Below are 23,755 nucleotides of genomic sequence, written 5' to 3'. Positions count from 1 at the left end.
CGCGCCAGTTGCTCCAAAAGTAAACAGCTATGCTGTCCATACTGCCCCGAGGGAGGATGTATGGACAGCCGCGTCGATCAGCTACGCGAAGACATAGTGCGTTTCAACCGAACGATCAGAACGAAGAGCGCCGGCGGGCATCTGCTGACCGCCACCCAACTGCAGGCTCTCGGGCAGATCGACCGAGACGGGCCGATGAGCGCCCGCGCACTCGCCGACGCCGAGGCCGTGACGCCCCAAACCGTGGCGCGGACGGTCGCGGCACTCGAGCAGCAGGGCATGGTGACGCGATCGAGCGACCCGTCCGATGGGCGTGCCAGCTTGATCGCCATCACCGACCACGGGCACGCCACCCTGCAATCCGACCGTGGCAACCGCAGCGAATGGCTCGCGGCGGCCATCGAGACGCACTGCACCGACGTCGAACGAGATCTACTCTTCCTCGCCGGGGCGCTGCTTCGCCGACTTGGCGAGGACAGCCGCGCCACACAGGGTTCGGCTGGGGTTGACGCATGACCGCCGGGGCCGAAACCGGCACTGCCAACACCTCTCGGCCTGTTCCCTTGCGGATCAGCGGCGCCACCGCTACGGGCAGCGTGCTGCAGCCCCTCAATTCCTCGATGATCACGGTGGCCATCGTCGCGATCGGCGCGAATTTTGGGTCGGCAACCGGCATCTCGTGGATCATCTCGGCGATGTATATCACCACTGCGGTCTGCTCTCCGATGGCCGGCCGCCTCGGGGTCATGTTCGGAGCGCGTCGCGTGTTCGTCATCGGCCTGCTGTTGGTTTGCGTCGCTTCCCTTCTCGGCACCTTCGCTCCGTCACTTGCGTGGCTGATCGCCGCCTACGTGCTGCTCGGCATCGGCATGTCGGCACATCTGCCCAACGCCATGACGATGGTCCGCGGATATGCCGAACGCTACGGTTGCCAACCGCGAACCGCGATCACCACCCTCGTCGTCTGCAGCCAGTCCGTTGCCGCCCTCGGCCCCACCCTCGGTGGTCTTCTAGTGGGCACATTCGGATGGCAGTCGATCCTGTGGATCAACATCCCTGTCGCAGCCATCAGTGCCATCGCCATCCTGCGTGTCGACGTCGGTTTCGCCGGTGACAGACCGGCCTCAGTCTGTGCCGCTGTGCGCACGATCGACATACTCGGCATCGCACTGTTCGTCGTGACCATCACCTCGCTGATGCTCTTCCTCGTCTCATTGCGGGCGACGCCACTGTGGTGGATCATCCCCGTGTTCGCACTCGCAGGCGGCCTGTTCATCTACTGGGAGCGACGAGCGGCCGATCCGTTCCTCGATGTCGCCGCCCTGCAACAGAATCGCGCGCTCACCGCGACACTCGGACGGACCATGCTCACGTACCTGTGCTTCTACTGCGTGTACTTCGGGATTCCGCAGTGGCTGCAGTATGTTCGCGGCATGTCGGCCATCGAGGCCGGACTGACGATGCTGCCCGTCGCAGGTGTCGGAATCGTCGCGACGATGTTCGGCTCACGCATCTATCGGCGCTACGGAGCGCGAACCACGCTGTTCGTCGGCACCTTCGCACTGCTGATCGGGGGTGTTCTGGTCGCGACCGTCGAACGATCCACCGCCCCGATCGTCGTTCTGCTGATCGTCGCCGCTGTCCTGGGTATACCCAACGGCGTCAACAACATCGGCAATCAGAACCTACTCAACGAGGTCACGACGGTCGACGAAGTAGGCACCGCCATCGGGATGTACCGAACCGTCTCATTCGTCGGCGCCAACCTCGCGGTGGCAGTGCTCACGCTCACCGCCGGCGGCGCCGTCGGCGACGCCGGCCTGCGCCGCACCGGTGTGTTCATCATCGTGGTCGCCGCACTACTACTGGCCGGGGTCGTGTTCTCTCGCAATATGGGTCCGCGTGTCGAGCGCGACACCGCGCGGAGCCTCAGCTGACATTCCGTTGGCCGCCGCAACCCGGCGAGCCTCATTGTTCGTGTGCGGCTCCACCCACTGCCACCGCAAACACCGCATCGAGTTGCGCCTTCGCCGCATCGACGCCGGCCGGACGTCCCGCAAAATGCTGCAAGAGAGCGCGCTGAAAAATGCCGTCGAGCGCCGCATAAGCGGTCGACGAGTCGATCGTGGGTTCGACACTTCGCAGCTCGCAGTATCGGGCGACTACCCGCCAGATCATCTCCTCGCGGCGCACCTCGATGTCGAGCACCTCGGACCGGAATGCATCATCGAAGAAGCTCTGATTGCGCAGGTCGTACCAAAGACGATGTACGGGCGCGTCGCGAACGAGGGTGCCGATGTACTTGTCCCCGAAAGCCTGATGTAGCTGGTCTGCGGTCTCCGCATCGGCGACGATTTCGTCGTAGCGCGTGACACACAGGCTCTCGAACTGACGTACCGCCTCTGCGATCAGGTCGAGTTTGTCGGAGAAGTAGTAATGCAAGACCCCGTGGGAATACTCCGAGTTCTGCGCGATCTCGCGAAGGCTTGTGCGCGCATAGCCGAGCTCGGCGAGTGTGTTGAGGGTTGCTGCGGCCAGTACCGCGCGTTTGGCATGGAACTTGTCGCGGCTGCGTTCCTCGACTCGCACCTTGGGGTCGACGACCTGCGTCATATCCACACTCCCTCCTTATCTGCCGATCCATTCCTTGCCTGGCAGCGAGTCTAGTCCCACCTGCCGGTGCGATTTCTTGACAGTCGTCAAGCTTTTCCTTGACGACTGTCAAGTGATCTCACTAGTGTGAGCCACAGCACATACCTGTGCCGACGTGAAAGGCGCATCACCGCCCCTGCCCGCATCTGCGGGATCCGGCCGGCCGCGCTCCGATGACGAGAGGAACACTCACATGGCAACCGACAAGCGCGTCGTCGTATACGGCGCTTCGGGCTACACCGGCCGTCTCATCTGCGAGTACCTGCGCGAATACAACATTCCGTTTCTTGCTGCAGGCCGGAGCCTCAGCCGCCTGAAGAGTGTCGTCGAGGCCGTACCAGGCATCGACACCGTCGACCACGACATCGTGGAGGTCGAGCACTCGAAGGAAGCCTTCGTCGAGACCTTTCGCGGTGCAGACGTCGTGCTCAACACCGTCGGCCCGTTCGCGCGGTGGGGCCACCCCGTGGTCGAGGCCTGCCTGGAGATCGGCGCGCATTACACCGATACCAACGGCGAACAGAACTGGATGATCGACGTCGAGGCGAAGTACTCTGCCGAGTTCGCCGCCCAAGGCCTCGTCCTCACTCCCGGGCTCGCCCAGATGTACTCGATCGGCGAGATCGCCGCGAACATCTGCCTCGAGACGCCGGGTCTGGACACCTTGGACATCGAGGTGTTCTGGAAGGGCCACCCCACGGTCGCGTCCACCAACACGATCCTGACCAACGCCGCCTTCTCCAAGGCGTACTACCTTGAGCAAAACGAGTACGTCGAGTGGCCGGCCGACGGCGGTCTCCTCCAGGTCGTCGTGCCCGGCCAGCACGAGCTGGGACTCGCGTTGCCGTGGGGCGGAACCTCACACCCCGTGTGGTTCAAGAACGACCCGCGCGTGGCGAATGCCCGCGCACTCGGCGGGGTGTTCAATCGCCCACTGATGGAGGGTGTCCCTCAGATGGTGGCCGCAGCGTTGGCCGAGATGGAGGGCAAGACCGAGACGCAGAAGTACGAAATCATCGACGCGATCTCCGGTTCCATCCGCAGCGAGACCCCGCCGCGGGAGAACCCACGGATCAACACCTCACTCGATTCGGTATACGCTTCGGGCCCACTTGGCCGGGTACATTGCGTGATTCACGGTAACTGCAACTACAAGCAAACCGCGCTTCTCAACGCTCACGCCGCCGCCCACTTGCTGAAGGCGCCACCACGAGCGGTCGGTTTCGCATCCAGCTGCGAGGCGTTCGGATACCGGGAACTGCTCGGAGTGTTGAAGGCCTTCGGCCTGGTGCTCGATCCGATCGTGACCGCGCACAGTTGAGCTCGGCGATGCGACTAGCGGACTACCTGGACAAGGGTGCGTCGTTGGGCCCCGACCGCCCATGCCTCACCGCTGACGGCGCGACATGGACCTATGGCGAGGTCCGAGAACACACGGTCGCCATCGCTGGGGCGTTGCAGCGCACCGGAATCGCGACCGGCGATCGCGTCGCGGTCCTCTCGACGAACGATCCCCTGGCCTTGACGTGCGTGTTCGGTATCTCGCGGGCGGGTGCCGTGTGGTGCCCGGTCAATCCTCGCAACGAAGCTGACGAGAACCGGCAGTTGTTCGACCTGTTCGGCTGTCGATTCCTGTTCTTCCAGAAGAAGTTCGGCGAGCTCGTGGCCCGCATCAGGCCCGATTTGCCGCAGCTTGAATGGCTCGTCTGTCTCGACGGTGAGTTCGACGGCGCCGTGGACTTCGGCACCTGGCTGTCGGAGCACCGCGGCGAACCAGATGAGGAGCGGCACCCGCCGCACGGATTGTGTCTTCTGGCAGGCACCGGGGGCACGACCGGCAAGCCGAAGGGGGTACGGCTCACCGAGGACAACCTGATGACGTCCACGGCGCTCGCGTTGATGAGCTACCCGTTCGGGGAGCGTCCCCGCTACCTCGCGCTCGCTCCGCTGACCCATTCGGCGGGCGTGCTGACTTTCCCGATCCTGAGTCTGGGTGGCGAAGTGGTCATCATGCCCCGGCCGGACCTTGGGGAGTTCTTGACGCTTGTGCAACGACATCGCATCACGCACGCGTTCTTACCCCCCACGGTGATCTACGGGCTGCTCGATCATCCCGCGCTCGACGACACGGATCTCTCCTCGCTGCGATGCCTCTGGTACGGCGCCGCACCGATGTCGCCGACACGCCTCGAAGAGGCGTTGACGCGAATCGGCCCGGTCTTCGGACAGCTGTTCGGTCAGACCGAGGCGCCCAACATGATTGCGACCCTGGCGCCGGCCGATCACTTCCGACCGGACGGTACGGTGGCGACGGAACGACTACGCTCTGCCGGTCGTCCGACGCCACTCACCACTGTGGCGATCATGGGAGACAACGGCACCCTGCTGCCTCGAGGGGAACGCGGCGAGATCGTCGTGAAAGGACCGCTGGTCATGGACGGCTACCACGACAATCCAACTGCAACAGAGGAATCGAGTCGTTTCGGCTGGCATCACACCGGCGACATCGGATACCTCGACGAGGAGAACTTCCTCTTTGTGGTGGATCGCGCGAAGGACATGATCATCACCGGCGGGTTCAACGTCTACTCCGCCGAGGTCGAACAAGCCCTGCTGGCCCATCCCGCGGTGAAGGAGAGCGCGGTCATCGGTGTCCCCGACGACAAATGGGGCGAGCGCGTCACCGCAGCGGTGCAACTACGCCCCGGACAACCGGCGACCGGCGAAGAGCTCATCGGCTTCGTCAAGAACCGGATCGGCAGTGTCAAGGCGCCGAAGGAGATAGAGATCTGGGACGACCTGCCGCGGTCGAAGGTGGGCAAGATCCTGAAGAACGAGGTGCGCGCGTCGATGCAGAAGTGATCGATCCAGCCGCCAATCATCTGAAATCACTGTTCTCACCGGTATGAGATCTGAAAGGAACACCATGTCCGAACTACAAGGCAAGCGGGTTTTCGTGACGGGATCAGGCGCCGGCATCGGCAAAGCCATCGCCACGTTGTTCACCGAACGCGGCGCGCGTGTGGTCGTCAGCGACCGTGACAAGGACGCCGCCGAGCAGGCCGCCGCCGAGATCGGTGCGGCGGGAATCGCAAACTGCGACGTCACCAGCGAACCGGAAGTCCAGACCGCGATCGCCGAGGCTGTCCGGATTCTGGGCGGCCTCGACGTGTTGGTCAACAACGCCGGAATCGAGATCTCCTCACCGCTGCTCCAACAGTCGACCGAGAGTTTCGACCTGATCCATCAGGTCAATGTCCGCGGGCCGTTCGTGGCGATGAAGGCAGCGGCCGAACACCTCGTGGCATCCAAGGGCAATGTCGTCAATATGGCCTCGGTCGCCGGACTCGGCGGAAGCCCACTGCTGGGGTCCTACTGCGCCAGCAAGGCCGCACTGATCCAGCTGACGCGTGTGGCGGCGATCGAGATGCGCGACGCCGGAGTCCGGGTGAACGCAGTGTGCCCGGGCTTCGCCGACACCGACATGGTCTCCCGGCTCGTCCCCGATTTCGAGGCGGCGACCCAGGTACCGTTCGGCGATCTGGTGGCTGCCAAACAGGGCCGACTGGGCACACCGGAGGACATCGCCCAGGTGGTCGCGTTCCTGGCATCTGACAGCGCTAGCTGGGTCACCGGCAGCAGCTATGTCCTCGACGGCGGCCTGACGGCCTCGCTGGTGTGACACCGGAGGAGCTCACCGACTCTGCCCCGACTGCGCTCCGGTGAGCGACCCCGATCAGGCGGGCCAGAAGCGGTTCGCGGCGGTCTGACTCACGACCGCCGCGAACCCCGTGTCGTTGTCGCCCGCCACGCATCGCTGAACTCCGGAACTCGTGAAGTGTCGGCATCCGAGTGGGGCGCCGCGGATGCCTCTCGGAACGTGAAAACGATCGCGATCACGGCGGCGAGCACCACCAGAACGCTGTATCCGGCGGCAATACCGGTGAGGTCCACCCGAATGGAGAACTGACCAGCGATGAAATTGGGGATCGCCGCACCCGCATAGGAGATCAGATAGATCGTCGCGAGCATGCCCGCACGTTCCGCAGGCGAGGCCTGTGCCACGAGACGCCGCAGGCTGGCCGTGAACGCCGCACCTTGCGACATCCCCGCGATGACTCCCGCCACCAGGAACAAGGCGATGGCGTGCAGGGCGAGGGCGACGGTGAGCGTCACCGCCGCGAGAGCAAACAGAGCGATCCCCCAACGCTGGACGGTCACAGGCTCGAGAGATCCGGTAAGCGGACCGCCGAAAGCGTTGGGCGCCATGAACGATGCAAACACCACCGACGCCACGAAGACGCTCTGTGACCCGAGGTCGACGGCGGTTACCGTGGGGCTGAATGCTTGGTAGAAACCGCCCAGGGACCAGGTGGCGATGAAGATTGCGGCGGCGGCCGGCATCAGTGGTAGCGCCGCTGCGGGCACCGCGACTCTGGGTCGCAACGATGCCATCGCGCCGGGTGTGCGCCGCACGGGTTCGCTACTGAGCACCAGGCCGACCGCACAACAGCACAACAGGGCAACTGCAACCAGGAGACCCAACTGCCTGGGTGTGGGAGCGTATTCCGCGAGCGCGCCCACTCCGACGGCACCTATGGTCAGCCCGAGAAGCGGGCCGCTCGCAGCGGCGACGGTCCCAAGCCACTGCGGGCGGCGCGGCGCGGTCTCGATGATGAACGACGTCAACACACTCGACGCCAGCCCGCATGCGAGTCCTTGCAGAGCCCTGCCCGATGCGAGCGTCACCAGGGAGTGAACCGACAGGAGCATTGCCGTCCCCATGCACGCCAGTACGACAGTTGCCAGTGCAACCGGCCGCCGTCCGAGGTGATTGGACAGTCGTCCGCACACAACGAGCGAGAACAGCACGGCGACAAAGTAGCTCACGGCAGCCAGCGACAAGCCCGCGGTGGTGATGGGTTCGGTCTCACGGTATCGCTCATATAGCGGGATCGGCGCCCCCGATGAAGCGAAGACCACGATAAGCGAAGTGACCGCCGCAGCGAACGACAGGAACGTCCGCATTGTTGTCGCAGATCCGCCGGCGATGCCTGGCTCCGACTGAGTCAGGGCGGAATCAGCGGGTGAACCCGCCGGTGGGGCGGAATGCTGTGTCACAGGCCTGATCAGCGTTGTCCGTACTCCGCGTCGGTCACGTGATCGAGCCAGGTGACCACCTGCCCGTTCTCGTCGGCCTCTTGCATGGCGACGTGTGCCATGAACCGGTCCGGTGTCGCACCATGCCAGTGCTCTTCACCCGGTTCGATGTACACCACGTCCCCGGGCCGGATCTCCTGCACGTCGCCGCCGCGACGAGCGACGAGGCCGATACCGTCGGTCACATACAGAGTCTGGCCTTTCGGGTGGGTGTGCCATGCCGTACGTGCGCCGGGCGTGAAGCGCACGTGCGCACATCCGATCGCGGACTGGCTGTCTGGAACGCGGATGCCGTCGATGTACACCGACCCCGTGAACTGAGCCTCCGGACCCGGGGCGGTCTGGCCACCACTTGGCATGAACTTCATAGGTCACTTCCTTTCCATTCGATGACAATCGTCGATCCCTCGGCCGTGAACAGCGATCTCGAAGTGCAGCCTTTGTGCTATCGACATGGTTCGCCGCCACCCGCCACCGAGCAGCGCCTGGACTCGATCTACTCCTCGCCGTTGACCAGCACTGATCTGAGAATCTCACCTCCGGTGACGGCAGAGGGCCAACCGGCGTAGAACCCCATGTGCGTGACGACCTCGGCGAGTTCGTCGGCAGTGACCCCATTACCCAGTGCCCGCTGCATGTGTGCTTCGAGTTGTTCCGGGCGGTAGAGGGCAATCAGTGCGGCCACCGTGATCAGACTGCGATCACGCTTGCTCAGTTCCTCGCGTTCCCACACGTCTCCGTACAGCACGTCCTGTCCCAGTTCAGCCAGTTTGGGGACGGCCTTCGGGTAGTGCCACTCACGCTGTGCCATTGTGTACCTTCGTTTCTCGACTGTTCGGTCATTCCACGACAACTCGGTTCACACGGTCGCGCCCGGACATCGGCGATGTCCGGGCGCGACGCGCGGGAACCTAGGATCGCGTGAGGGAGGAGGGTGATCCGTCCGTCTCGTTGATGGACTCGTGGTCCGGGACGACCGGCTCGTCGAACTCGTGCTTGGTGTTGGCCCACAAGCCGAACGCCGAGGCACCGGCGATGAAGACGGTCACCGAGGCGGCCAAGTACATGACCTCTGCGGTAACCACGGAGAGCAGTGCTCCCACGAGAAGCGGTGCGGTGATCGATCCGACGCGGCTGATGCCGCCCATGAGCCCGAGCCCACGTGCACGGATGGTCGGCGGGTACAGCCGCGTAGCGGATGTCATGTAGGCCGACAAGCCGGCCTGAATGCCCATGCCGAGGATGAACGCCGCCACATACGCCACACCCCCGGACAGAGTCATCGCGAAGGTCACCTGGGCGACCACGGCGACGCCGAGCGCCATCCAGCACAGCTTGGTCGGGATGACCCGAAGTGTCATCAGGGTGAACAGGACACCGCCGGTGATCGCGCCGATGCTGATCACGGTGGTCACGAGGGCACCGGTGGCGGCACTGTCGGTCGCCGTGGTGATGAGCTGCGGGGTCCAACTGTTGATGAAGTAGTACCCGAGGATACCGAAGGTGTAGCCACCCCAGATCAGGAGCGACCGCACCCGGTAACGCGGCGACAGGACGCCGACCTTCGCGTCACGTGACGACTCGGACTCGTCGTCGGCGTGCGGGGAGAACTCAGGTGCAGGCTTCATCGAAGGATCGACCCCGACCAGCCGCAGCCTACGTGCGATCGCGGCAATCTTGATGTCGTCGCCGGCGCTGCCACGGTTGGCGAGGAACACCGGGCTTTCCGGCAGCGTCAGCCAGACCACAACGGCTGTCAGGCCACTGAGGGTTGCGCCGAACACGAACAGCGCCTGCCATGCGCCGTCGAAGCTGCTGATGATGAACAGGCTGGCCAGACCACCCAGCAGGCTGCCGATCGGCACACCCAAGGTGATGATGCCGACACTGAGGCTTCGGCGATTCTGTGAGGAGTACTCGTCACCGAGGATGTGGACCAACGGGAGCATCGTGCCGACCGCGAGTCCGGTGAGCAGGCGCGTCACCATCATCACTTCCACGTTGGGCGCGAAGGCCGTGATGCCCAGGACCACGGACGCGAACACCAAGCCGAGGACGACCAGGTTCTTCCGGCCAATACGGTCGGCCATCGGAGCGATCAGGGCGCTGCCGATTCCGTAGCCGATGAACGCGAGACTGATCAACAGCCCCTTTTGACCACCACTGGCGAAGCCGTCGGGCAGGTGCGGCAGCGCATAAGCGACCAGCAACAGATCCAGGCCGTCGATGGCACCGCAGAGGATGCACAGGGCGACGGCGTACCAGCGGAAGGGATTCATCCGCTGTTGCCGCAAAGCGGTTACGACATCCATGAGTTTTCCAATCTCTCTATCGAGTTGCCGTTCAGCCCTTGGCCGAGATCATGATCGACTGCAAGGTCACGGGTTGGTCTGTGCGATTGCTCCAGGCGTGTTTGGTGCCGCGCTGGACCAGGGTGTCGCCGGCCCGGAGGACCGTCTCCTCGGCCTCCATGATCGCGACGATCTCGCCGGAGAGGATGGTGACGATGTCCACCGTCTCGGTCACGTGCAGCCCGGGGATACCCCCCGCTTCGGCGGGATCGATGGCTCCGGGCATGACATCCGCCGGGTCGAGGTGCTCCCACTCCGAGTCAGGCGCGAAAGTCACGACCCGGAAGACGAAGCCACCCTCGGCAGGCATCGTGACAACGCCGGCCTCAAGACCCGGCCCGTCGTCGTAGGCCACCGGCAGGTTGTTCACCCGCCAGATGTCACATTTGGTGTTCACCGGACCGACGACGCGCTCCGGAGTGTTCTCGTCGCTGACGATGCACGATTTGCCGTCGGCACCGACTCCGGTGACCACCCTGCGCGCCTGTGCACCGTGATGCTGCGGTGTCATAGCTGTCGCCTGCCCTTCTTCTCTGCACTGTGCGGCCTTGCCGCCTGAAGATTCTGAAGTTGTGAGTTCGAGCTCACGTCGGAGATCGCGAAGTCGTCGCGCCGTTCGTCGTGGATGAGCCCAGCCGCGCTACTTGCCGTATATCTATCACAATAAATAGCGTGGTGTGATGGTAGGCACATGCAGCCCGCTCGGTCAACCTCTTTCACTCATCTCGTGCCTCGCCAGGATCAACTTGTGCGTCGCGTTGACTTGAACAGAGCAGGTGACAAGTGCCACAGCCATCTGACCATCTATTGCAGTAGATATTGCGTCATGGCACCCAACAGGCGCCGCACTACCCAAATCACACAGGAGCGTGACACGGGCATCGGATACATCCGCCTCGGCAACATGGGTGGTGCCCTCGCCAGCCGTCTCCAGCTCACCCACAAAATTTGACCGTCTACGACCGCAGCCAATCTGCCGTGAGCATGCTGGCCGCCGACGGGTTGCCGGCGATCTCCGTTCCCGCGCTCTGGTAGTCGACCAGACCTCCGGCGATCCGACGGCCACGCGGGCCATGGCCACCGAACTCGCTCAGCACGGCATCGATCTGATCGACGCGCCGGTCAGCGGTGGAACGAAGGGCGCCCAGGCCGGCACCATCTCGATCATGGTCGGCGCAAGTGACGATCAGTGCGCTCGCGCGTCGGAGGTACTGTCGGCGATCAGCCCGAACATCTTCCACGCGGGCGACGTCGGCGCGGGGCACGCCATGAAGCTCGTCAACAATGTCATATCCGGCGCCCAGCGCCTGCTGACACTCGAGGGCCTGGCTCTTGCCGCGAAGAACGGGGTCGCTCCGGCCGAGGCCATCGAGATCCTGAAGTCCGGTGGAGCCCAAGTCCGTTTAGAGCAATGCGGTCAGCCGTCCGGCGTAACAGCGCGCACAGCGCTGTGCGCGCGACGCAATCCGCACCGCCGGCTCGGCCAGACCGAGCCGGCGACGCAATCCGCACCGCCGGCTCGGCCAGACCGAGCCGGTACGCCAGCGGCGTGGCACAGCCCCCCCGGGCCAGGCAGCTCTCACTTCGGCGTCTTCGGCGAGCGCACCTTCCGCACCTGGGCACATGCCGCTTGCGTTCGTACCGCCGCTTGCAGATCCACAATTCTCGCGTTGCACGACGTGACGACCTAAGCTATAACACTAAATGTCAAATGTTTACGCAGAGATGGGCAGACATAACAGTCGTCACCGCGGACGCACCGGTTCCCGCGTTCCGGCTCAGGTAGCCACCTGTGGGCCCGACGACGCACCAGCCGACGCGTGGACCTGAAATGCGTTACTGCTCAACAGATCTATCGAGGAGAAGGTCGCCATGACTGATGTAACAGTGCACAATTTCATCGGAGGCAAGCAGCAGCCGGCACGGTCCGGCAAGACTGCAGCAGTCATAAGTCCGGCAACCGGCCTACCCTTTGGTTCTGCTCCGGTCAGCAGTGCCGAGGATGTCGATGACGCGTTCGCGGCAGCATCGGACGCATTCGAGGGCTGGCGGGACACGATCCCCGCCGACCGTCAGCGAGCACTGCTGCGGATCGCCGACTCCATCGAGCAGCGGGCGGACGAACTCGTCGCCATCGAATCCAAGAACACAGGGATGCCTGCGGCACTCATCAAGGCCGAGGAGATCGGGCCGATGACTGACCAGATCCGCTTCTTCGCGGGCGCTGCGCGTGTCCTGGAGGGTCGGTCAGCCGGCGAATACATGTCCGGGTTCACGTCGTTCCTGCGACGCGAGCCGATCGGCGTCGTCGGACAAGTGACACCCTGGAACTACCCGATGATGATGGCGGTGTGGAAGTTTGCGCCGGCGATTGCCGCAGGCAACACCGTGGTACTCAAGCCCAGCGACACCACCCCGTTGACGGCGGTGTTGCTTGCCGAGATCGCCCAAGAGCATCTGCCGAGCGGTGTCTTCAACGTCGTCACCGGGGATCGGGATACCGGACGCGAACTCGTAGCGCACAAGACCCCGCAGATGGTCTCCGTCACCGGATCGGTACGCGCGGGCATGGAGGTTGCCGGATCGGCAGCCACTGACCTCAAGAAGGTACACCTCGAGCTCGGCGGCAAGGCCCCAGTGATCGTATTCGATGACGCGGACATCGCCAAGACGGCCGAAGGTATCGCCAGCGCAGGCTATTTCAACGCCGGGCAGGACTGCACCGCCGCCACCCGCGTGCTCGCAGCGCCGGGCATCCACGACGAGCTGGTGGCCGCACTGACCGAGCAGGCTCGTGCGACCAAGCCCGGCGGGCTCGACTCGGCCGACGCGATCCTCGGACCTGTCAACAACCCGAACCAGCTCGCCCGCGTCGGCGGTTTCATCGACCGGCTGCCCGACCATGCGACCGTACACGCCGGTGGTCGTCGCAACGACGAAGCGGACTTCGCCGCCGGCTACTACTACGAACCGACCGTCGTCTCGGGTCTGCGCCAGGATGATGAGGCCAGCAAGACCGAGCTCTTCGGCCCGGTGATCACCGTGCAGCAGTTCGACGGTGAGGACCAAGCAGTCCGATGGGCCAACGACGTCCCCTACGCGCTCTCCTCGAGCGTGTGGACACGCGATCACAGCCGGGCCATGCGAGTGTCCCGACGACTCGATTTCGGCTGCGTGTGGATCAATTGCCATATCCCCTTGGTGGCGGAGATGCCGCACGGCGGTTTCAAGCACTCCGGCTACGGCAAGGATCTGTCGGTGTATGGCCTCGAGGACTACACCCGACTCAAGCACGTCATGTCGTCGCTCGACTACTGAGCCCATCACCCCCACCCCGTAACACCCGTCGGCGACGCCGACAAAGCCCAAGAAGGTCAGTGCCATGCCCCGCGATCCTCGTCACGACATCCTTTTCGAACCCATCACCTTCGGCCCCAAGACCATGCGGAACCGATTCTGGGCCACATCCCATTCCACCGGCTACGGCTCCGAGCGACCAGGAATCCAGGCCGGCTTCCGCGGTATGAAGGCCGAAGGCGGTTGGGGCGTCGTATCCAGCGACTTCTGTTCCATCCATCCCGAATCCGACGAGTTCCCATTCACATCATCGCGGCTGTGGGACGACGGTGACATCATCAACCTCGGCCACCTGACCGACGAGATCCACAAACACGGATCGCTGGCGTCGGTGCAACTCTGGTACAACGGCATGCACTCGCCGCGGCTGGAAGCACGCGAGACAGCCCGCGGACCGTCGCCGTTGCCCTCCAACGTTTTTCCGGAGCGCAACGTCTACGCAGCCTACGCCGACAAAGATGACATTCGCGCCATCATCAACATGTACATCCTCGGTGCGAAGCGTGCGGAGCAGGCTGGTTTCGACATTGCCGAAGTATCCGGCGGCGACTCCACGATCCCGCTGCAGTTCCTGGAGACCAGATACAACCATCGCACCGACGAATACGGCGGCTCGCTGGAGAACCGCGCCCGGTTCTACATCGAACTCATGACGGCCCTGAAGAAGGCCGTCGGCGACACCATGGCGGTCACCACCCGATTCGAGGTGGACACGGTCAACGGCGACCACCGCATCAAGCACTTCGACGAGGGGTCGAAGTTCTTGGAGATCATGGAGAAAGAGGGCGTCGTCGACCTCTGGGGCCTCAAGATCGGCGACTACGAGGAATGGGGCGAAGACGCGGGCAGTTCACGTTTCCGCAAACCCAACTGGGCGAGCGGTTTCATCAAGGGCGCCAAGGACATCGTCAGCGTTCCGGTGGTCAGCAACGGCCGATTCACCGACCCCGACGCCATGGTCGCCGCAATCCGCAATGGTCAGTGCGACATCATCGGTGCCGCGCGCCCCTCCATCTCGGATCCGTTCCTCCCGACCAAGATCTCCGAGGGCCGGCCCGACGAGGTGCGCGAATGCATCGGCTGCAATATGTGCGTCGGCCGCATGCAGCAGCAGGCGTTGATGTACTGCACGCAGAACGCCACCACCGGTGAGGAATACCGCCGTGGCTGGCACCCGGAGAAGTTCACGAAGGTCACCGAACCCGAGGCGGTACTCGTCGTCGGTGCCGGTCCGGCCGGAATGGAGTGTGCGGTCACGCTTGGGCGTCGCGGGTACCTGGTGCACCTGCGTGACAGCGCCACCGAGCTGGGTGGACATTGGCGCGATGTCAGCAAGTACCCCCGCTGCGGAGAGTACGGACGCCTCATCGACTACCGCGAGGTGATGCTGTCGAAGCTGGACAATGTGCAGGTGCAACTCGGTGTCCCGGAGATGACTGCCGACGATGTGCTCGAGTACGGCGCGGAAAAGGTGGTCATCGCGACCGGTTCGCACTGGTCACCGGTCGGCCTGGGCCCGGAGACTCATTCCCCGTTGACGAATGTCAACGCGTCGACGATGCCCAATGTGCTCACCCCCGAACAGGTCATGGCAGGCAAGGACGTACCCGGGCGCAACGTCGTGATCCTCGACGGTGACGGACATTTCACCGGGTTCGCGATGGCCGAGATGATGGCCGACCTGGGCAAGAACGTCACCATCGTGACCAATACCCACGACATCTTCGAGTTCTCCAAGTTCACCATGGAGATGCCCAACAACAAGCGCACGATGCATTCGAAGGGCATCAAGTACATCCGGAACCACTGGGCCACCGAGCTCAAAGACGGCAAGCTCCAGCTGTTCTTCCTGTACAAGGACAGCGCCGAGCTGACCGAGCAGAGACCCGGCGAATGGGGCCGCACCTTCTCCGACGATGTCGTCGAACTCGACTGTGATGCGCTGATTCTCACAACCACTCGAGTCTCCAACTCACAATTGTTCACGGACCTGCGCGCGCAGCAGGATCGCTGGTCCGAGGCCGGGATCGCGGCGGTCTACCAGGTCGGCGACTGCGTGCAGCCCCGCCATGCGATGGATGCGGTCTTCGACGGTCATCGGTTGGCGCGCGAGTTCGAATCGCCGGATCCGCAGCGACCGCTGCCGTTCATCAGGGAACGCCAGGTGTGGGGCCATGAGACCTTCCCCAAGCTCGGCGATGCGCGACCGGTGGTCGAAGGCAACCTGCTCGTCTGACACCGGCTACGGCACACACCCGGAGCCGGCGTGCCCTCCGCATCTCGAAGCTGCCCTCGTCGGGACAACACGTCCCCACGAGGGCAGCTTTGCCACCGGCACCCCGGCGCAAGTCCGGCCGACACCGGCGCAACGCGGCAGAGCCGTACAGCGCTCCGGCGCAGATCCTGTGATTAACTAAAACATGTAAAGATTACGGTCATGTCCATACAAACGGTCGGGGCACTGTGAGCGTTTCACCCGGAGCGGTACAGCGTGTACCCCCAGCACGGGCGGCGACCCCGACGCTATCCGTGGCCGCTGCCGCGGTGTCGCAGGGCGGAAGTCGCAGCGAGTCATCCACGCTCGGATACGCTGCGACCCGCATGGCGAATCCTTGTGAAAGGGTGGAAGTCGAGTGCCGTCTGCATCGCGACATTCCGGCGAAGTCGGCCCGCTAGGCGGGAGGGAACCCACGACCATCCCGTCCCTGCTCCAAGTGGCCCTGGATCCGCTCGATACCGCCACTCGTTCCGACGTAGTGACCAAACGCCTCCAGCACGCCATCGCCTTGGGCCTACTGAGGGATGGCGCACCCCTGCCCAGCGAAGCCGACCTCGCTGCGCAACTGCAGGTCTCGAACGTCACCGTCCGTGCCTCGTTGGCCGAGCTGCGACGACAAGGCCTGATCGAAACCCGGCGCGGACGTGGTGGCGGCAGCTTCATCAAGGCCGGCACCGGCCAGGACCGTTCAATTCTCGAGCGGCAGCTACTGGCCCTCAACATCGACGAAATCCGGGATACCCGCGACCTGCACGTGGCCGTGTCCGGCCGCGCGGCATACCTGGCGGCGATTCGCGCCCGCGGATACGAACTCAGCAAGTTGACATCACTGGCGGAATCGCTCGGACAGGCGAATACTCCCAGCGAGCGGGTGAGGGCAGATTTTCGCTTTCACGCCGAACTCGCTGCGGCAACGAGGTCGGCCGAACTCACTCGTGTCGAGGTGGGCATCATGACTACGCTGGCCCCCCTACTGTGGATTGCAGACATGGAGGCCAAAGAGATCAAGAACGCCTGCGCGCAACACCAAGCCATCGTCGCGGCCGTGATTCGGCAAGACAGCGAGACCGCCAGATCGCTCGCCGAGAACCACATCCAGGAAACACTCGACGGCCTGATCGAGCTTCGCATGCAACTCGGTCGAATCGAGGGCGACCGGCCATGACCCACCGCTCCAGCAATCAGGTGCTCGCGGAACTCAAGAGCAAACTCGTCGGCCTCACAGGTCAGGTCCACGGCTTGCTGTTGCAGATGCGCGACGAGGTGATCGCAGAATCGTCGTCGACGCCGGGTGGACGACGAGGCCGCTCACTCGACCAGTTCAAAGAGTTCGTCGGCACTCTCTACGACTCCGCAGATCTACCGGTCCTCGGGATGGGCTTCTTGCCGGTGCCGGATGATTCGGCGCGGATTCGACCCCAGTGGTGGTACCAGCAACCCGACGCCGCCAAGAACAAGGTCGGCATGAAACCGTTGAGCGTGGCCCCTGAACCGGAGGCCCTCGACTTCTATGACATCGTCGCCACCGAGTGGTGGCGTAACGCCGTGGAGTCCAACCGGCCCGTCGCGTCGGGGCCGTTCGTCGACATCAGCGGAACCAATGCGTATGTACTCACCTTTGCGCAGTCGGTGCGGATAGACGGCGAACTCATCGGCGTCGTCGCCGTGGACGTCACCGTCTCGACGTTCCAATCCCTCTGCCAGAACGACCTGCTCGACCTACCGCGAGGGACAAGCGTGGTCAACCCCGAGGGCATGGTGCTGGCCACGAATATCGGGGCGTTGCTGGGTGGTGTGGTGGACATGAACACGGTGCCGGCCAGTCGCAAGAAACCGATCACCCGTACTTCCTGGGTTGTCGTCACGACTTGATGTCGCCGATGCCTGCAGGCGCTCCAGACGCGGCACATCCGCGGTTCAGGCCGATACGCACGTCCTGACGTCCCGCCCGTCGTCGTATGTGGCGTAGCTCGATGCGGCCCACGACCAGACCCGGGCGGATCAGCATCGAGAAGTCCCGCCACCGCCCATCCACGAGTTCCCTCGTGGGGTGCGCCAGCGGCTCCGAGCTCCGCCGATGTCGTCGCCCACTGCGCGGGTGCGCCGCCATCAGACCCATATGCAGCGGCTTTCGCAACTCCGTGTTTCATCCGTGTTTCAAGTCGCCAATGCTCCCGGATTCAACTTGCCGTCGACGCGTGGTGGGCTAGACTTCAAACCTATAACATCACATGTTATATCGAAGACAGACCGCTAGGAGGTCCACACGTGCCGTTGACTGATCCAACCCCGTTGCGGGACAAGTCGGAGGATTGGATGGACGAGTTCCGCAGACGTCGGATCGCTGACATCCGCGAGCTGGTGACTCCGGAACTCGTGGAAGCCCATCGACTCAATCCACGCGGCCCGCACAGTCACGAGCTGAACCTGGTGCTGAACTTTGTGCGCGGCCCCGCACATCCGATGGAGCGAAAGTCTTTCGTCTACTTGAAAAACCCCTATGACTCGTACGGCCTGGCATTGATGGCCGGGCGCGGCGAGCCCGCCGAGATCGTCGAAGGTGCCGAGTACTCGTCCGAGGCCGACGCGGTGCATGGTGCATTCCTGCAGCGTCTGCACGCCCACGGACTCGACGACCTTCTGGAAGGAAACGACAACGATGTCTAGAATCTTCATTCGCGGCTATTGCGACTTCCCCAGCGTCCGTCCCGGCGACACCCTGGACTTCTATGTCAGCACTGACCGGCCGGCGCCGTTCTCGGCCCAATTGGTCCGGCTGGGGTACAAGAACACCGAACCCGCCACCGATACCGTCGAGCGACGCAGCGACGACATCCACAGCGACTACCTGACCTTCGATCCGGTGCCCTCGAATGTCGACGGCGAGTACGAGGGTTTTCCCCAGCGTACGCAGGTCGGCGCATACATCGAGGTCCCTGACGAATCCGGCATCCTCGCTGGCGACGACGGGCTGACGGTGCAGTCGTTCGTGTGGTCCACCTTGCCGAACAAGACGCAGGCAATCATGTCCCGGTGGGACGAATCCACCACGACCGGCTGGAGTCTGACACTCGAAGACGGCCACCCCACGTTCACCGTCAGCGACGGAACTGGCGTCATTGCCAGAGTGCAGAGCGACCTCAAGCTGTTCCCCGAGGTCTTCTACTCCATCGTCGCCGGCTTCGATCCCGCCGCCCAGAAGCTGTTCATCGAGCAGCGTGTGACGATGACCAGGACCAACAGCCGGATCGGCTTTGTGACCCCACTGGCGTCGGATACGCGGGTTGACGCGGAGGCCCCCATCTCGGTGGTTGCTGCGCATGCTCCGGTGATCCTCGCGGGCCTCACCGAATCCGTCGTCGAGCAGCGAGCCTGGGTCACCGACCAGTTCAATGGCAAGCTCGATTCTCCGAAGGTGTTCCGGGGCCTACTGGCGCCAGAGGCCATCGAGTTCCTGCATCGCGGAGAGGTTCCCGACGGTGTCGACCTGTTGGCCCATTGGGACTTCAGCAAGGAGACCACCCCGAACGGTGTCGGCAACGACGCGATCACCGACTGCTCGGCGAGCAGTCTGCACGGCACCTGTGTGAACCAGCCCGATCGCGTCATGACCGGCTGGAATTGGGATGGCTCCGAGGAGAACTACAAGCACGCCCCGGAGCAATACGGTGCCATCTGGTTTCACGACGACTCCATCGATGACTGCCGCTGGGAGAGTCCGATCCCACTGCACATCACCGCCGAGATGCGCAGCGGTTCATACGCTTTACAGGTTCGTTCCGGGGAGTTCGAGGACCATATTCCGTTCTTCATCCTGCCGCCGAAGGGACTGAGCACCGCCAAGATCGCGGTACTCATCCCCACGCTGAGCTACCTCGGGTACGCCAACAGCCAGGACATGCAGAATGCCCCGGCAACCCAGACCATCATGGGATTGTTCGCCAGCATCGAAGAGAAGGATCTGGAGCTCAACGAGTGTCCGGAGTACGGACTCTCGACCTACGATTACCATGCGGACGGCCGCGGTGTGCAGTACAGCTCGTGGCGTAGGCCCCTGCTGAACATGCGGCCACGTTACCGACACGAGTTCGGCATGCTGTGGCAGTTCCCTGCCGATATGCAATTGCTCGGATGGCTGGACACCTCCGGCTACGAGTACGACGTGATCACCGATCACGATCTCCATGCCGAGGGCAAGGACCTGCTGTCGAACTACAACGTGGTGATCACCGGAACCCACCCGGAGTACTACAGCACCCCCATGATGGATGCCTGGGAGGACTACCTTGCCGACGGGGGGCGCGGCATGTACCTCGCAGGCAACGGTTTCGTGTGGGTTACGTCGGTGCACCCGGACAAACCGTGGATGATGGAAGTCCGCAAGGGAGAGACGGGAACCCAGGCGTGGCGGGCGCGTCCGGGCGAGTACTACCACGAGTTCAGCGCGGAGCGCGGCGGAATCTGGCGCATGCGTGCGCGTGCTCCGCAAAAGACCTGGGGCACCGGAATGAGCTCCCATGGTCTGGACGTCTCTGCCGGGTACGTACAGCTTCCCGATGCGCGAGACCCGCGCCTCGAGTGGATCTTCGAGGGAATCGGGTCCGATGAGCTGATCGGCGACTTCGGGCTCGTGAACGGTGGTGCGGCCGGCCTCGAGATGGACATCTACGATCTCTCGCTTGGCAGCCCGCCGCACGCAATGCTCCTGGCCAGCTCGCACGGACACAGTGTCAACGCCGTGCTTGTTCCGGAGGAGCAGTTCTTCCCGCACGCCGGGATGAACGGGATCGAGCACCCGCGAGTACGTGCCGACCTGGTCTACTTCACCACACCTGCGGGCGGTGCGGTGTTCAGCGCCTCGTCGATGACGTGGTCGGGCAGCTTGCCATACAACAACGGCGACAACAACGTCGCGAAGATGACCGCCAACATCCTACGGAGGTTCATGGCCGACGGTCCGGTCGAAGAACTGATCTGACCCACCAGTAGATCGGGGACCAGCCCCAGTATGCCGGCTGACCCCCCGATGAACTGTGCCCAAAATACGAAGTCCCATCCATCAAGGATCAACAACAATGAAACGAAACACCCGAAACTCCGCGTTGGCAGTCATGGCCGCGGCCACGTTTGCCCTGACCGCGTGTGGAAATGACCTCGCCGGGAACAGCCCGGAGCCGAGCGTGGCCCAGCAGGAGAACTGGAATGAGGGCGGCGAGGTCCAGATCGCCGCGCCGGATGCAGAACAAGCGAACGGTGTGCGCATCGCCTTTCTCGGAAACTCCAGGGACAACCCCTTCTCCGAGTACATGTTTCGGGCGGTGGAAGATGAAGCCCAGCGTTACGGTGCAACGGCAGAGTTCGTCGGACCCACCAACTTCGACGCGCAGGAGCAGTACCAGCTGGTCTCCGACATCGCCGTCGGCCAGCAGTACGACGTCATCTTGATCATCCCGAACGACAGCGCCAGTATCACACCGGCAGTCGAGGCGGCCGCGGCGGCCGGAATCCCGACGGTGGCATTGAATCAGCCGATCGGCCCCGACATCCTCTCGGACCAGATCCAGGCCGAAGGTGTCGTATCCCAGATCGTCGAGGATCTGGAGTTGAACGCGACTGCGATGGCCGATGGCACCATCGCAGCGTGCGAGAACAAGGACCCCTGCAAGGTCGAGGTCCTCTGGGGAGTGCGGTCACTGCTGTTCGACAAGGTCAAGCCCGACATCTTCTACGCGGCATTGGCCGATCACCCGAACATCGAGATCGTCTGTGAAACCGACGCCGAGTACACACAAGACCTCGGCCGCACCCAGGCAGCCGATTGCCTCCAGGCAAATCCGGACCTGAATGTCATTGCCAGCCAGGCCGATGAGTCGACCAGAGGTGCCGAGAGTTCGGTTGTGGCGGCAGGGCGCACTGTGGGGACGGGACCCGACGACGTCCGGTTGGTGTCTTCCTACGGCACCATGTACGCGATCGATCAGATCCGTGAGGGGCATTGGGACATGACCACCTACAACCGGCCGCAGAGCACTGGTCGCGCCGGCGTCCGTATTGCCCTGTCCCATCTGCAGGGAGACGAGGTGCCGGAATACGTCCGGATGGAACACCTCGACGGTGACCCCTTCATGCTCACCAAAGAGGTCCTCGACGCGAATCCCCAAATCGTCGGTCAGTGGGAAGGCTGACGGTACAGGCGATCTGATCTGAACGTACCAGCGTCTGCGCTGCGCTCACCCCGTGGCGCAGACGCTGGTACGTCCAGGGACCAGACATGGCTGATCAGCCCGGTGGCCGAGGAACGCTCGACCACCATCGGGTGGTTGGCCCTGCCGTGGAATCTGGTTGCACACCCCTGGACTGTAGGAAGGAATACCCCAATGTCCGATCGTATGCGCGAAGCGGACGGCAGCGACGCCGACACGACCGAGTTGATCCAGCTCGCATCCATCACGAAGCAGTTCGGCAGCCAAAAGGCTTTGGACGGAGTTGATCTCGAGATCCGGGCCGGCGAAGTTCATGCGCTTGTCGGCGAGAACGGTGCGGGTAAGTCAACGCTGGGCAAGGTGATCAGCGGGTTTCATCTGCCCGACTCCGGCCGGATGACTGTCGCAGGAAAGCCGGTCAGCTACCGCAGCCCCAGTGCGGCGCTGCACGACGGTATCGTGACGATGCACCAAGAGATCTCACTCGCATTGGACTGCACCGTGATCGACAATGTGTTGCTCGGCAGAGAGCAACACCGATTCGGATACGTCGCCAAGCGACGCAACCTCGAGATCTTCGACGAGTTGGTGGAGCGGACAGGCTTCGAGCTCGACCCCAACGCGACGGCCGGGGACCTCGGCCTACCCGCTCAGCAGGAGGTCGAGATCATGCGCGCGATCGCCCGCGACGCACGCCTCATCATCATGGACGAACCGACTGCGGCTCTTCCTGGAGAGGCCGCCGCCAAGTTGCACAAGGTGGTACGGCGCCTCCGGGATTCCGGCACCTCGATTGTCTACATCTCCCACTTCTTGGACGAGGTCCTCGACCTCAGCGACCGTGTGAGCGTGTTGCGCAACGGACGTCACGTCCGGACTCGGGATGCTTCCGACTACACCCACACCAGTCTGATCTCCGACATGCTCGGCCGGTCGCTAGAAGCGAACTACCCGGAGAAGCCCGCCGTACCCGCGAACGCGCGGGTGATTCTCGATGCCAAGCAGGTTCGCGTGCCGGGCGCCTCGGGACCGGTGGATGTCACCGTGCGCGCCGGAGAGGTCCTCGGCATCTTCGGCCTGGTCGGTAGCGGTCGATCAGAGCTTGCCCACGCGCTGTTCGGTGCAACAAAGGGAGTCGAGGCGGACATCACTCTCGACGAGTCGCCGTACCAACCACGGTCGCCCCGCTATGCCCTCGATTCCGGAATCTCCTTGCTTCCCGAGAGCCGTAAAACCGAAGGCCTCTTCCTCGGGCTGAACCAACGTCACAACGTCAGTTCGGCCTTTCTGAAGGATGTCTCGACTGCAGGTGTGGTCAACCGGAAGCGCGAGGCGGACCTGACCCGTGACGCCCTGACCGACATGGGCGTCGACAACGTAGACCTCACCGCCGACGTGATGCGGCTGTCCGGCGGCAACCAGCAGAAGGTCTTGTTCGGCAAATGTCTGTTCCGGACTCCGAAACTCTTGATCCTTGATGAGCCGACGCGCGGCGTCGATGTCGGATCTAGACGGGCGATCTACGACCGGGTGGTCGAGTTCGTCCGGTCCGGAATGGCCGTCATCGTGATCTCCTCCGAACTCGATGAGGTCACCCATTTGTGCCACCGCCTGGTGGTCATGCGTGGCGGCGAGATCGTCGGTTCGTTCGATCCTGATTCCGCTGACCACGACAAGGTTCTGCAGACCGCTTTCGGAGCTTCAGAGCCTGAGCTGGCAGATTCCGCTCCACACACCAAAGCCCGATAGGAAGA

Annotated in this window: 20 protein-coding genes; 14 read left to right on the top strand and 6 right to left on the bottom strand. The window is 63.5% G+C overall.

Going from position 1 to position 23,755, the window contains the following annotated elements:
• The first annotated feature begins 60 nt into the window (after nucleotides 1-60).
• Both NWF22_RS14985 and NWF22_RS14980 read left to right on the top strand, forming a co-directional pair.
• Complete coding sequence (locus NWF22_RS14985) at nucleotides 61-516, top strand: MarR family winged helix-turn-helix transcriptional regulator (protein WP_160903593.1); 456 nt, start codon at nucleotides 61-63, stop codon at nucleotides 514-516.
• Nucleotides 513-1,937, top strand: a complete 1,425-nt coding sequence (locus NWF22_RS14980; RefSeq protein WP_160903594.1) for an MFS transporter — start codon at nucleotides 513-515, stop codon at nucleotides 1,935-1,937. The genes NWF22_RS14985 and NWF22_RS14980 overlap by 4 nt, the downstream gene beginning before the upstream one ends.
• Before the next feature lie 31 nt (nucleotides 1,938-1,968).
• Here NWF22_RS14980 and NWF22_RS14975 read toward each other — a convergent pair whose 3' ends face one another.
• On the bottom strand, nucleotides 1,969-2,613 hold the full coding sequence (locus tag NWF22_RS14975) for a TetR/AcrR family transcriptional regulator (protein WP_160903740.1): 645 nt from the start codon (nucleotides 2,611-2,613) through the stop codon (nucleotides 1,969-1,971).
• 232 nt (nucleotides 2,614-2,845) lie between these two features.
• Here NWF22_RS14975 and NWF22_RS14970 point away from each other — a divergent pair, with 232 nt between their 5' ends.
• From NWF22_RS14970 to NWF22_RS14960, 3 genes are all read left to right on the top strand, one after another.
• Entirely contained in the window at nucleotides 2,846-3,973 is a 1,128-nt protein-coding gene (locus tag NWF22_RS14970) for a DUF5938 domain-containing protein (protein WP_160903595.1), read from the top strand.
• 8 nt (nucleotides 3,974-3,981) lie between these two features.
• Nucleotides 3,982-5,514, top strand: coding sequence for an acyl-CoA synthetase (locus NWF22_RS14965; RefSeq protein ID WP_160903596.1), 1,533 nt, complete (start codon nucleotides 3,982-3,984; stop codon nucleotides 5,512-5,514).
• A 64-nt stretch (nucleotides 5,515-5,578) separates the two neighbouring features.
• Nucleotides 5,579-6,334: an SDR family NAD(P)-dependent oxidoreductase gene (locus tag NWF22_RS14960; RefSeq protein ID WP_160903597.1), complete on the top strand. Its 756-nt coding sequence runs from the start codon at nucleotides 5,579-5,581 to the stop codon at nucleotides 6,332-6,334.
• An 89-nt stretch (nucleotides 6,335-6,423) separates the two neighbouring features.
• Here the strand turns inward: NWF22_RS14960 and NWF22_RS14955 are convergent, their stop codons facing one another.
• From NWF22_RS14955 to NWF22_RS14935, 5 genes are all read right to left on the bottom strand, one after another.
• A complete protein-coding gene (locus NWF22_RS14955; RefSeq protein WP_160903598.1) occupies nucleotides 6,424-7,680 on the bottom strand; it encodes an MFS transporter in 1,257 nt (418 codons plus the stop codon).
• Nucleotides 7,681-7,781: 101 nt separating this feature from the next.
• Nucleotides 7,782-8,180 carry a (R)-mandelonitrile lyase gene (locus NWF22_RS14950; RefSeq protein WP_160903599.1) on the bottom strand — a complete coding sequence of 133 codons (399 nt, stop codon included), beginning with the start codon at nucleotides 8,178-8,180 and terminating at the stop codon, nucleotides 7,782-7,784.
• A 128-nt stretch (nucleotides 8,181-8,308) separates the two neighbouring features.
• Nucleotides 8,309-8,623, bottom strand: a complete 315-nt coding sequence (locus NWF22_RS14945; RefSeq protein WP_160903600.1) for a carboxymuconolactone decarboxylase family protein — start codon at nucleotides 8,621-8,623, stop codon at nucleotides 8,309-8,311.
• Nucleotides 8,624-8,723: 100 nt separating this feature from the next.
• Entirely contained in the window at nucleotides 8,724-10,124 is a 1,401-nt protein-coding gene (locus tag NWF22_RS14940; protein ID WP_160903601.1) for an MFS transporter, read from the bottom strand.
• A 31-nt stretch (nucleotides 10,125-10,155) separates the two neighbouring features.
• Complete coding sequence (locus tag NWF22_RS14935; protein ID WP_160903602.1) at nucleotides 10,156-10,674, bottom strand: cupin domain-containing protein; 519 nt, start codon at nucleotides 10,672-10,674, stop codon at nucleotides 10,156-10,158.
• A 358-nt stretch (nucleotides 10,675-11,032) separates the two neighbouring features.
• Between NWF22_RS14935 and NWF22_RS14930 the strand changes: the two genes are divergently transcribed.
• The 9 genes from NWF22_RS14930 (at nucleotide 11,033) to NWF22_RS14890 (ending at nucleotide 23,750) form a co-directional block, all read left to right on the top strand.
• A complete protein-coding gene (locus NWF22_RS14930; RefSeq protein WP_309249712.1) occupies nucleotides 11,033-11,854 on the top strand; it encodes an NAD(P)-dependent oxidoreductase in 822 nt (273 codons plus the stop codon).
• Between the two features lie 181 nt (nucleotides 11,855-12,035).
• Nucleotides 12,036-13,481 carry a gamma-aminobutyraldehyde dehydrogenase gene (locus tag NWF22_RS14925; RefSeq protein ID WP_160903603.1) on the top strand — a complete coding sequence of 482 codons (1,446 nt, stop codon included), beginning with the start codon at nucleotides 12,036-12,038 and terminating at the stop codon, nucleotides 13,479-13,481.
• Between the two features lie 64 nt (nucleotides 13,482-13,545).
• Nucleotides 13,546-15,756 (top strand): oxidoreductase, encoded by a 2,211-nt coding sequence (locus NWF22_RS14920; RefSeq protein WP_160903604.1) that lies wholly within the window; start codon nucleotides 13,546-13,548, stop codon nucleotides 15,754-15,756.
• Between the two features lie 478 nt (nucleotides 15,757-16,234).
• Nucleotides 16,235-16,963, top strand: a complete 729-nt coding sequence (locus NWF22_RS14915; RefSeq protein ID WP_160903605.1) for a FadR/GntR family transcriptional regulator — start codon at nucleotides 16,235-16,237, stop codon at nucleotides 16,961-16,963.
• Nucleotides 16,960-17,670 (top strand): PDC sensor domain-containing protein, encoded by a 711-nt coding sequence (locus NWF22_RS14910; protein ID WP_160903606.1) that lies wholly within the window; start codon nucleotides 16,960-16,962, stop codon nucleotides 17,668-17,670. Before NWF22_RS14915 ends, NWF22_RS14910 begins: the two co-directional genes overlap by 4 nt.
• Nucleotides 17,671-18,114: 444 nt before the next feature.
• Nucleotides 18,115-18,465 carry a N,N-dimethylformamidase alpha subunit family protein gene (locus tag NWF22_RS14905; protein WP_160903607.1) on the top strand — a complete coding sequence of 117 codons (351 nt, stop codon included), beginning with the start codon at nucleotides 18,115-18,117 and terminating at the stop codon, nucleotides 18,463-18,465.
• A complete protein-coding gene (locus tag NWF22_RS14900; protein ID WP_160903608.1) occupies nucleotides 18,458-20,776 on the top strand; it encodes a N,N-dimethylformamidase beta subunit family domain-containing protein in 2,319 nt (772 codons plus the stop codon). Before NWF22_RS14905 ends, NWF22_RS14900 begins: the two co-directional genes overlap by 8 nt.
• 97 nt (nucleotides 20,777-20,873) lie before the next feature.
• Entirely contained in the window at nucleotides 20,874-21,983 is a 1,110-nt protein-coding gene (locus NWF22_RS14895) for a sugar ABC transporter substrate-binding protein (RefSeq protein ID WP_160903609.1), read from the top strand.
• A gap of 192 nt (nucleotides 21,984-22,175) precedes the next feature.
• Nucleotides 22,176-23,750 carry a sugar ABC transporter ATP-binding protein gene (locus NWF22_RS14890; protein ID WP_160903610.1) on the top strand — a complete coding sequence of 525 codons (1,575 nt, stop codon included), beginning with the start codon at nucleotides 22,176-22,178 and terminating at the stop codon, nucleotides 23,748-23,750.
• Nucleotides 23,751-23,755: the final 5 nt, after the last annotated feature.

Origin of the sequence: Gordonia mangrovi (assembly GCF_024734075.1) — a bacterium.
In the GTDB taxonomy this organism is placed as follows: Bacteria; Actinomycetota; Actinomycetes; order Mycobacteriales; family Mycobacteriaceae; genus Gordonia; species Gordonia mangrovi.
The sequence above is the reverse complement of the archived record's forward strand: the minus strand, read 5'-3'. Positions and strand labels throughout refer to the sequence as shown.